Source organism: Streptomyces sp. NPDC055506, assembly GCF_053643595.1.
The window spans coordinates 1-10,706 of sequence record NZ_JBSHKH010000197.1; the positions used below are offsets into that span (position 1 = coordinate 1).

Genomic DNA, 10,706 nt, shown 5'->3' on the forward strand with positions numbered 1-10,706 from the left:
CCCCGGAGGCGGAAACCTCCGGGGCGGGCCCATCCCCCGCAACCCCCGTGTGCGGTGGTTCTCGGTGAGAGTGACTACTCCGTCGCGATCGCGTTCAGGACGTTCATCCGGCCCGCCCGGAAGGCCGGGATCAGTGCGGCGAACAGGCCCACGAACGCCGAGCTGACAAAGACGCCGATGATCGTCGGCCAGGGGATCTCCAGGACCATCAGGCCCTCCAGCGCGAGCAACTGCTGTGCGGTGGCGCCCCAGCCCATGCCGAGGCCGAGGCCCAGGAGGGCACCGAAGAGGGCGATGACGACGGACTCCATGCGGATCATGCGGCGCAGCTGGCGGCGGGACAGGCCGATCGCCCGCATCAGGCCGATCTCCCTGGTGCGCTCCACCACCGACAGGGCCAGCGTGTTCACGACACCCAGGATGGCGACGATGATCGCCAGGGCCAGCAGGCCGTAGATCATGTTGAGCAGCTGGCCGATCTGGTCCTTCAGGGCTTCCTTGTAGTCGGTCTGGTCGCGCACGGTGTACTGCGGGTAGTCGTGCATGGCCGACTTCAGGGACGTGTAGGCGGCGTCCTGCTGCCCGTCCTTGGCGCTGACGAAGAGCAGCGTGTCCAGCGGCATCTTGTCGGCCGGGACGTACTTGGCCATCGTCGAGATGGACGTGTACATCGCGCCCGCGTCGATCACGACGTCACTGCTGGTGATCGCCCGGACGGTCAGGTCGGCCGTACGGCCGTCCTTGAAGGCCACGGAGATCTTGGAGCCGAGGCTGATGCCGTGGTCCTTGGCGAACTTCTCGTGGACGGACATCGAGTCGGGCTTGTAGGCGTCGGGGAGCTTCCCGGCGACCGTCTCGGTGCGCAGGTCGGTCGCGTACGAGGGGTCGGCGGCCGTGATCGCCGTGTCCTTGAGCTTCTTGCCATCGGGGGTGGTGAAGTCGGCCTTGGTCCACTTGTACTCGGTGACCCGCTCCACGTCCGACGCGGACTTCGCGGCCTTGACCGCCTGCGGGGTGATCAGCTGGCCGCTGTCGGACTGGATGATGAAGTCCGTGCCGACGGTCTTGTCGAGCTGGTCGGTGGCGGAGGCCACCATGGAGGAGCCGACCACGGACAGGCACGCCACCAGGGCGAGGCCGATCATCAGGGCGGCACCCGTCGCGCCGGTGCGGCGCGGGTTGCGCAGGGCGTTGCGCTCGGCCATGCGGCCCACGGGCCCGAACATGCGCAGCAGGACGGCACCGAGGACCCGGACCACACCGCCGGCGAGCAGCGGGCCGATGACGACGAAGCCGATCAGCGACAGCACCACGCCGAGGCCGAGCCACAGCGAGCCCTCCTTGGCCTGGTCGGCCGCCGTCGCCAGATACAGGCCGAAGGCGCCGCCGCCGGTGAGGACAGTGCCGATCGCGGCACGGATCCAGCCGGCCTTGGCGTCAGCGGGGGCGCCCGCGTCCCGCAGCGCGGCCATCGGGGAGATCTTGCCGGCGCGCCGGGCGGGCAGGTAGGCGGCCAGGACGGTGACGATCACGCCGAGGACCAGGCCGACCGCCGGGGTCGTCCAGGCCACCGTCAGGTCGTCGGTGGACAGCTCCATGCCCATCTGGCCCATGAGCTTCATCAGGCCGATCGCGAGGCCGACGCCGGCGCCCACGCCGAGCACCGAGCCGACGAGGCCCAGCAGCAGCGCCTCGGCCAGCACGGAGCGGTTGACCTGCTTGCGGGAGGAGCCGATCGCCCGCATCAGGCCGATCTCCCTGGTGCGCTGGGCGACCAGCATGGAGAAGGTGTTGATGATCAGGAAGATGCCGACGAGGAAGGCGATCCCGGCGAAGCCGAGCATCGCGTACTTCATGACGTTCATGAAGCCCGCGACGTCCTTCTGGTTGGCATCGGCGGTCTCCTTGGCGGTCTGCACCTGGAAGTCGCCGCCGAGCGCGGCCTTCACGTTCTGCTTCAGCCGGTCGTCGCTGACTCCGGCGGCCGCGGTGACGTTGACGTTGGTGTAGACGCCGCTCTCGCCGACCAGGGTCTGCTGGGCGGTCTTCGTGTCGAGGTAGAAGATCGCGGCACCGGGGTTGGTGACGGTGAAGTCGGCGATGCCCGAGACCTTCGCGGTGTGGGTGCCCGTCGCGCTGATCACGCCGATCGGGTCGCCGAGCTTCAGGCCGTGCTTGTCGGCGGTGTCGGCGTCGACCATGATCTGGCCGGCGCTCTCGGGTGCCGCACCGGAGGTGATCTTCATGGTGCGGGCTTCGTTGCTGTTCCAGCCGCCGACGATGGTCGGGGCGCCGCTGGAGGGCGACAGGTTCTCCTTGTCGGCGTCGACGACGGTCACCGAGGTGGAGAACACCGCGCCCTCGGCGGACTTCACGCCGTCGGCCCCCCGTACCTCGGCGAGCACGGAGGCCGGCATGACCGGCGGCTTGCCGTTGTCGGCGGTCGTCTCACCGGTGTCGGAGGCGCCCTTGGGGCTCACCGTCACGTCCGAGGAGGTGGCCGCGAAGAGCTTGTCGAACGTGGTGGACATGGTGTCCGTGAAGACGAGCGTCCCGCAGACGAAGGCCACCGACAGCAGGACGGCGATCGCCGACAGCGCCATGCGGCCCTTGTGCGCGAGGAAGTTGCGCATCGAGGTCTTCATGACGGTCATGACGTACGCCCCCGGGCGTCGAAGTCCTTCATGCGGTCGAGGACGGCGTCCGCGGTCGGCTTGTACATCTCGTCGACGATCCGGCCGTCGGCGAGGTACAGGACACGGTCCGCGTAGCTGGCGGCGACCGGGTCGTGGGTGACCATCACGATGGTCTGGCCCAGCTCGTCGACGGAGCGGCGCAGGAAGCCGAGCACCTCGGCGCCCGCGCGCGAGTCGAGGTTTCCGGTCGGCTCGTCCCCGAAGATGATCTCGGGCCGGGCCGCCAGCGCACGTGCCACGGCGACGCGCTGCTGCTGGCCTCCGGAGAGCTGGGTGGGCCGGTGCTTGAGACGGTCGGAGAGTCCGACGGTCTCCACGACCCGCCCGAGCCACTCCTTGTCCGGCTTGCGGCCGGCGATGTCCATGGGCAGCGTGATGTTCTCTATCGCGTTCAGCGTCGGCAGCAGGTTGAACGCCTGGAAGATGAACCCGATCCGGTCCCGGCGCAGTTGCGTGAGCTTCTTGTCCTTCAGGCCGGTGATCTCGGTCTCGTCGAGGTAGATCTGCCCGCCGGTGACGGTGTCGAGCCCGGCCAGGCAGTGCATGAGTGTGGACTTGCCGGACCCCGAGGGGCCCATGATCGCGGTGAACTGGCCGCGTGCGATGTCCACGTCGACGTGGTCGAGGGCGACGACACGGGTCTCACCGGACCCGTACGCCTTCACGACCTGCCGCGCTCGCGCGGCAACGGCCGTACGCCCTCCAGTACCCCCGTGCCTGGGAATGGTCACAGCCGATGTCACGGTATGTCTCCTATGTCGGTCAGCAGAATGTCGGTCAGAGGAATGTCGGTCAGCAGATGGTGAAGTGCCTCAAGTCTTCCGGCGGGGAGGGGTCCAGCGCCCTGGTGTTGAGCGCCGTCTTCCTACTGTGGAAAACCCCACCCCGCCGGTGTGGAACACCGCCCCCCGACGGCGTAAAGCCAGGTTAAGGACGGGCCCCCGCGCGTCTCGTCCTCCGCCGGTACGAACCCTCCCCAGGTCGTAGTACGGAGGTACCCCTAGGGGCAGTCCACCGAAGGGTGGAGACCGTCTCAGGGTTCGCTCCACCCGACGGCCCATTCAGGCTCCACCCTCCCGCTGCGTCACGGTCAAGTGCGAAGCTGTCGGGCGGCAGGTAGGTGCAAGGGGCAGGCAGGCCGGCGAGGGGGAGGCACCCGGGTGGGAAGCACCAGTTCCGCGGCGCGTGAGGCGGCCCGTCCCGCGACGGCCGGCCGGCGCGGAGCCGTCGTCGCCGCGCTGATGCTCTCGATGGCGCTGGCGGCGCTCGACTCCACCATCGTCTCGACCGCCGTGCCGCAGATCGTCGGGGACCTCGGCGGATTCTCCGTCTTCTCCTGGCTGTTCTCCGGCTATCTGCTGGCCGTGACCGTCACCCTGCCCGTCTACGGCAAGCTCTCCGACACCTTCGGCCGCAAGCCGGTCCTCGTCGTGGGCTCGGTGGTCTTCCTCCTCGGCTCCCTGCTGTGCGCGCTGGCCTGGAACATGGAGGCACTCATCGCCTTCCGCATCGTGCAGGGCCTGGGCGGCGGCGCGCTCCAGGGCACGGTGCAGACGCTCGCGGCCGACCTGTACCCGCTGAAGGACCGTCCCAAGATCCAGTCGAAGCTCTCCACGGTGTGGGCGGTGTCCGCGGTCGCCGGGCCGGGTCTCGGCGGGGTGCTCGCCGCGTACGCGGACTGGCGGTGGATCTTCCTGGTCAATCTGCCGATCGGCGCGGTCGCGTTGTGGCTGATCGTGCGTCATCTGCACGAGCCGGAGCGGGAAACCCATACGCACGCGCGCGTGGACTGGGCGGGCGCGCTCGCTGTCTTCGCCTGCGGCGGCGTTCTGCTCGCGGCCCTGGTGCAGGGCGGAGTGGCGTGGCCGTGGCTGTCGGCGCCCTCGCTCGCTCTGTTCGGTACGGGACTCGCCCTGGTCGCGGTGGTGGTGCTGGTGGAGCGGCGGGCCGCGGAGCCGATCATCCCGGGCTGGGTGTGGCGGCGCCGTACGATCGCCGCGGTCAATCTGGCCCTGGGCGCACTGGGCCTGCTGATGGTGGCGCCCACGGTGTTCCTGCCCACCTACGCCCAGGGGGTGCTGGGCCTGGCGCCCGTGGCCGCCGGATTCGTGCTCTCCGTATGGACGTTGAGCTGGCCCATATCGGCGGCGCTGAGCCAGCACGTGTACCGCAGGATCGGCTTCCGAAACACCGCGATGCTGGGCATCGGCGCGGCGGCGCTGATCCTGTTCGCGTTCCCCTTTCTCCCCTACCCGGGGCAGGCCTGGCAGCCGACCCTGCTGATGCTGCTGCTCGGCGCCGCGCTGGGCCTGTTCCAGCTGCCGCTGATCGTCGGGGTGCAGTCGACGGTGGGCTGGGCGGAGCGCGGTACGACGACCGCGTCCGTGCTCTTCTGCCGCCAGACCGGCCAGACGATCGGAGCGGCGCTCTTCGGCGCGGTCGCCAACGGGGTGCTGGCCGCCAGGCTCGGCGGGGCGAGCGACCTCGACTCGGTGACCCGGGCACTCGACTCGGGGAGCGCGCCCGAGGCGACCCGGCGGGCGATCGCCGACGCGGTGCACGCCGTCTATCTGGGCGCCTCGTGCGCGGCGGCACTGGCGTTCCTGGTGCTGCTGTTCCTCGCGCCCCGGAAATTCCCGGTGCTCAAGGACTGAGCGTCCGTATCCTCCCGTCCATGGTGACCTTGGAACCACTCCGGGCCGATCACGCGGACGCGCTGCTGGCCTTCGAGCGGGAGAACCGCGCGTACTTCGCCCGCACGGTGCCGGACCGCGGGGACGCGTTCTTCACTCCGGCGGGGTTCGCCGAGCGCCTCCGGTCGCTGCTGGCGGAGCAGCACGCGCGCGTGTGCCGCTTCCATGTCGTCCTGTCGGAGGAGGGGAACCTGATAGGCCGGGTGAACCTGATGGATCTTGTGGACGGCAGCGCCGAACTCGGCTACCGCGTCGGCGAACAGGCGGCGGGCCGGGGCGTGGCGACGGCGGCCGTCGCCCAGGTGTGCCGCCTGGCCGCCACCGACTACGGGCTGACGTCCCTCACCGCGGTCACGACGCTGGACAACCCGGCCTCCATGAGGGTCCTGGCACGTAGCGGCTTCACGCGGGTGGAGGAGCCAACCGTGGACGGCCGCCCGGGAGTCCGCTACGCGCTCCGGCTCCTCGGCACCACCCCCGACGGCCCCTAGGGTCCGACCCCGACCGGTTTCCGGGGCCGGGCACTCTTGCGGGTGACGTGCGGCGGAGGGCGGTGAGTGTCTGCTGGTGGCATGGACTTCAACAGGCGCACGGCGATGGCGGCGGGACTCGGAGCGGTGGCGGCGGCGAGCGGTGTCACCGCCTCGGCAGGCGGCAGCACCGCCTCTGCGGCGACGCCCACGACGGTGACAGTGACGGTGCAGGGAGAGGCCGCGGTGCGGACGAACATCCCCGTCCGCCGGGACCGCCGGGCCTCCGGAGGGCGGTATCTGGGGTTATGGGCGACCGGGAAGCCCCCGGCTCCCAGCGGCTGGTACGCGAAGTACACCGTGCGCGTTCCGCGGGCCGGGGTGTACGCGCTGACGGCCGTGGCCACGGCACCGGTCGAGACGCCGCACACGGAAGCCGTCGCCTCCTACCCGCACCTGTCCGTGAACGACGGCCCGCTCACGGAGATCTCGCGCTCACAACCGCACTGGTACGAGTCGCCACCGGCCTGGGGCGACCTCTCCGTCCTGGACCTGGGCGTGGTCGAACTGCGTGGCGGCACCGACACGCTCACCTTCCGCGTCACCGAACCGGCCGTCCTCGACGACACGATCGCGTACGTCCTGACCCTGGACCGCTTCACCCTGCGGCGCCTGGAGGGGCACCCGGCCCTGCGCGAACTGTCGGTCCCCCGGCACCGCGAGGGCGAACCGGCCCGGCTGAGCCTGGCCCTCGACGGGCACGCCACGCACCCGCACCACGTGCGGTACGCCGTCAGCGACCACCACGGCCGCCGAGTGGCCTCCGGCCGGGCGACCATCGCCGCCGGTGACGCGGGCGCGACGGTCACGCTCCCCGATCTGCCCCCGGGCCACTACCTCGTGAGGGCGGACGGCGTGACGGGCCGGTTCGCGCGTCTTCCGGCCCGGCCCGCCGTCACCGGCCCCTCCAACCGCTTCGGCGTGAACGTCTGGGCGTCCTCCCTCGTCCCGCCGTCCCGGCTCGCGGAGTTCGCCGCCGCCCTGCGGGACATGGGAGCGGGCTGGGTAAGGGACGGCCAGTCCTGGCCGGCGGCCGAACCGGCGCCCGGCGTGTACGACACGGCACAGCACGATCGCCGCACCCGCACCCTGCGCGCCCATGACCTGGCTGTCCTCGAGGTGCTCTCCCCCGCTCCCGAGTGGGCCATGACCGACGCCTCGCTGCCGCTCCCGGCGGACCTCAGGCACGCCTACCGCTACGCCCGCCGTCTGGCCGCGGCCGCCCCCGAGGCCCTCCAGTTGTCGAACGAACCGGACGTCGACACCACCCGCAGCACCGGCGACGCCCACGCCGCGTTCGTGAAGGCCGCCGCGCTCGGCATCAAGGACGCGGCGCCCGAGCCCTGCCTGGTCGTCCTGCCGGGCATCGCGCAGACCGGCCCCTTCCAGGACCTGATGCTGGCCAACGACGTGGTGCGGTACGCCGACGTATGGGCCTTCCACGGCTACCCGGACCCCACCGAACCGGGCGAACCGCGCTTCCCGGGCGCCGCGGACGAACAGCACGAGCTGGCCTGCCGGCACGGGTCGGACATACCGCTGTGGATGACGGAGTGCGGCGCGTTCCAGAAGGCCCGGCCGGGGGAGGACCTGACGCCCGGGCAGGAGATCGCGCAGGCCCGGTACGTGGTGCGCTCGACGGTGGAGGGCCTGGCGGCCGGGAACGACCGGCAGTTCTGGTTCGCCGGCCCGCCGCTGCACGACGACGGTGTCTACTTCGGCCTGCTCGACCGCGACTTCCGCCCCTTGCCGGCCTACAGCGCGTTCGCGGCCCTCACCTCACTGCTCGGCGCCGCGCACTTCACCGGCCCCTAGCCCCGGCTGCCGGACGGAGTGCGGGGCTTCGACTTCGACAGCGGGCGCGCCGAGCGGGTCACGGTGGTGTGGGCGGAGCGCCCCGTACGGCTGGACCGATACGCGAGGGGGACGGCCTACGACATGATGGGCCGCCGCCTGCCCACCGGGCGGCCGGTGACCGCCTCACGCGACCCCCTGTACGTCGTCACCCCCGCCGACGCGCCCGCCCCGCCGGCCGCCGCCCGCCTGAGGGCCCGACTCTCCCCCGCCGAACACATCGTCCTCGCCCAGCGCTTCTCCGCCCGCGACGCCGCCCCCGGAAAGGAGGACGGGGACGCGCCGCCGCCGCACGGCTACCGCCTCGGCCGCCGCACGCGGATGACCGTCGACGTCTACAACTTCGACGACACCGCACACCATGTGACGGTCGCGGCAGAGCCGATGGGCGACGGGTGGACCGTGCGGGCGGAACAAGGGCGGAAGGGACGGAAAGGGCGGATACACGTCCCGGCCGGAGGGCGGGTCGGGGTCAACTTCACGGTCCGCGCGGAGAGTTCGGTTCCGCGCCGGATCGACCGGCGGCTGACGTTCGGCGCAAGGCTCGACGATCACACCGGAGTGCCGGCGTCCGCGGCGCTGATCCATCTCAGGTAGCCCGCCGAGGACGCTCAAAACCTGAGTTAACGGGGGTGACACCCGAGGTCGGAAAGGTAAGCGCATACCGACCGATCAGTTTGGCCAAACCCTCGCGCTGCCCCGGTACTGCGAAGTAACGTGCGTGGCTCCCGCCCCCCACCTCCCTGCGGCCCGCCGCACCGGATCCAAACCTCGCAAGGAGTACGGGATGTCCTTCGACCCGTCACCGTCCTATCCGTACCACCCACCCGAATCCTCGCCCTCTTACGACACCTACCCCTGGCAGCCGCAGCAGCAGCCCGAACCCCCCGAGCCGCGCGCCCAGCGCCACACCGCGCTCGGGCACCACAGCGACCTGCGGGTGCTGCGCAGCGCCTACCGCTGGCAGCGGCGCGTGGCCACACTCACGGCGCTCGGCTACTTCACCCTGTTCCTGATCCTGTCGGCGTTCGCACCGTCGTTCATGACGAGCTCCGTCACCGACGGCCTGCCCACCGGCCTGCTGCTCGCCCTCATCCAGGTGCCCGTGACCTGGCTCGCCATCGCCCTGTACGAGCAGACGGCCCGCCGTCGCGTCGACCCGATCGCGGACCGGATACGCAAGCAGGCCGAGCTGGACGCCAAGCGGGAGGCGGCACGGTGATCAGCGAGTTCAGCGGCAACGCGCAGGCGATGTCCCTGGTGGGCTTCACCTCGGTGGCCACGATCACCCTGCTGCTCTGCGTGATGACGGGCCCGGACCGGGACGACCTCGACGAGTTCTACACCGGCTACAGCTCCCTGTCGCCCATGCGCAACGGCCTGGCGATCGCCGGCGACTACATCTCCGCCGCGACCGTCCTCGGCACCGGCGGCGTGATCGCCCTCTTCGGCTACGACGGCACGGTCCTGGCCCTGAGCACAGCCCTGTCGCTGATGCTGCTGATGTTCCTGCTGGCCGAACCGCTGCGCAACGCGGGCCGGTTCACCATGGGCGACGCGCTGACCCGCCGGATGCCGGGACGCGGTGTGCGGATCGCGGCCTGTGCGGTGACACTGGCGGCGCTCATGCCGCTGATGCTGGTGCAGCTGGCGGGGACCGGGCAGCTGATGGCGTTCATCCTCGGCTTCTCCGGCGAGTCGATGCAGACGGGCTGCATCATCGGCGTGGGCGCGCTGATGATCAGTTACGCGGCGATCGGCGGCATGAAGGGCACCGCCCTCATCCAGATCCTCAAGATCGTGATGCTGCTCGGTTCGGGCATGGTGGTCGCGGTGCTGATCCTGAACCGGTTCGACTGGGACCCGGGGGCCCTGTTCGGCGCGGCCGCCGAAAACAGCGGCGTGGGCTCGGCGTTCCTCTCGTCCGGACTGCAGTTCGCGGGCGGCCCCAGCCCCGGCCTGGACATGATCACCTCGCAACTGACCGTGGTCCTCGGCGGTGGCGTCCTGCCGCACGTCACCATGCGCATGTACACCGCCTCCAGCGCCCGGCAGGTACGGCGTTCGATGTCCTGGGCGGTGTCGGGTGTGGCCCTGTTCGTGCTCGTCATCACGGTCATCGGCTTCGGCGCGACCGCGCTGGTCGGGCGGGAGACGATCGCGCAGGTCGACCCGCAGGGCAACACGGCCTATCTGCTGGGTTCGCAGGCGGCGTTCGGGGCGGAGGTGTCGACGGCGGAGACGTTCCTGTTCACGACCGTCACCACGGCCGTCTTCCTCACGCTGCTCGCCTCCGTCGCCGGCATGATCCTCGCCTGCGCCAACTCCCTCGCGCACGACGTGTTCGCGGCCCGGGTGCAGGAGATGTCACCGCGCCGCGAGATGACACTGGCCCGGCTCTCGGCGCTGGCGGTGGGCATCCCGGCGATCCTGCTGGCCACCCTCGTCCAGCACCGCAGCCTGCAGCCCCTGGTGACGCTGTCGTTCTGCCTGGGCGCCTCGGCCATCGCGCCCGCGCTGGTCTACAGCCTCTTCTGGCGCCGCTACACCCGGACGGGCCTGCTCAGCACCCTCATCGGCGGCTCGCTGGCCGTCCTGCTGCTGATGCCGGGCACCAACCTGGTCTCCGGCTCACCCGTCTCGGCCTTCCCCGACGCCGACTTCAACTGGTTCCCGTTCACGACCACGGGCCTGCTCTCCATACCCCTGGGCTTCGCCTGCGGCTGGCTGGGCACGATGGCCTCCGGCCGCCGGAAGTCGGAGGAACAACGCCACCAGTACGAGGCGGTGGAGGGCTGGATCCTCGCGGGCGCGGTCCGCAGGAACCGCTGACCGGAAGCGGCACGGCACGACGCCCCGCCGGCCTCGCGTGAGAGCGGCGGCCGGGGCGTCACCCGCATCCGCCGGGAGTGACCTCGGCCGTCACCCACGCG

Annotated in this window: 8 protein-coding genes; 6 read left to right on the forward strand and 2 right to left on the reverse strand. The window is 71.0% G+C overall.

Annotation, left to right across the window (positions count from 1 at the left end):
• Positions 1-74: 74 nt before the first annotated feature.
• Positions 75-2,654 carry an ABC transporter permease gene (locus ACWIF2_RS38485; RefSeq protein WP_454366064.1) on the reverse strand — a complete coding sequence of 860 codons (2,580 nt, stop codon included), beginning with the start codon at positions 2,652-2,654 and terminating at the stop codon, positions 75-77.
• On the reverse strand, positions 2,651-3,439 hold the full coding sequence (locus ACWIF2_RS38490; RefSeq protein ID WP_189726782.1) for an ABC transporter ATP-binding protein: 789 nt from the start codon (positions 3,437-3,439) through the stop codon (positions 2,651-2,653). The genes ACWIF2_RS38485 and ACWIF2_RS38490 overlap by 4 nt, the downstream gene beginning before the upstream one ends.
• Positions 3,440-3,856: 417 nt before the next feature.
• On the opposite strand from ACWIF2_RS38490, the gene ACWIF2_RS38495 reads away from it, so the two are divergent.
• From ACWIF2_RS38495 to ACWIF2_RS38520, 6 genes are all read left to right on the forward strand, one after another.
• Positions 3,857-5,350 (forward strand): MFS transporter, encoded by a 1,494-nt coding sequence (locus ACWIF2_RS38495; RefSeq protein WP_454366067.1) that lies wholly within the window; start codon positions 3,857-3,859, stop codon positions 5,348-5,350.
• 20 nt (positions 5,351-5,370) lie between these two features.
• Complete coding sequence (locus ACWIF2_RS38500) at positions 5,371-5,880, forward strand: GNAT family N-acetyltransferase (RefSeq protein WP_454366069.1); 510 nt, start codon at positions 5,371-5,373, stop codon at positions 5,878-5,880.
• A gap of 81 nt (positions 5,881-5,961) precedes the next feature.
• Positions 5,962-7,734 carry a hypothetical protein gene (locus tag ACWIF2_RS38505; protein ID WP_454366071.1) on the forward strand — a complete coding sequence of 591 codons (1,773 nt, stop codon included), beginning with the start codon at positions 5,962-5,964 and terminating at the stop codon, positions 7,732-7,734.
• Between the two features lie 18 nt (positions 7,735-7,752).
• A complete protein-coding gene (locus ACWIF2_RS38510) occupies positions 7,753-8,370 on the forward strand; it encodes a hypothetical protein (RefSeq protein ID WP_454366073.1) in 618 nt (205 codons plus the stop codon).
• 190 nt (positions 8,371-8,560) lie between these two features.
• Positions 8,561-8,995, forward strand: a complete 435-nt coding sequence (locus ACWIF2_RS38515; protein WP_454366075.1) for a DUF485 domain-containing protein — start codon at positions 8,561-8,563, stop codon at positions 8,993-8,995.
• Entirely contained in the window at positions 8,992-10,605 is a 1,614-nt protein-coding gene (locus ACWIF2_RS38520; protein ID WP_454366077.1) for a sodium/solute symporter, read from the forward strand. The genes ACWIF2_RS38515 and ACWIF2_RS38520 overlap by 4 nt, the downstream gene beginning before the upstream one ends.
• Positions 10,606-10,706 lie beyond the last annotated feature (101 nt).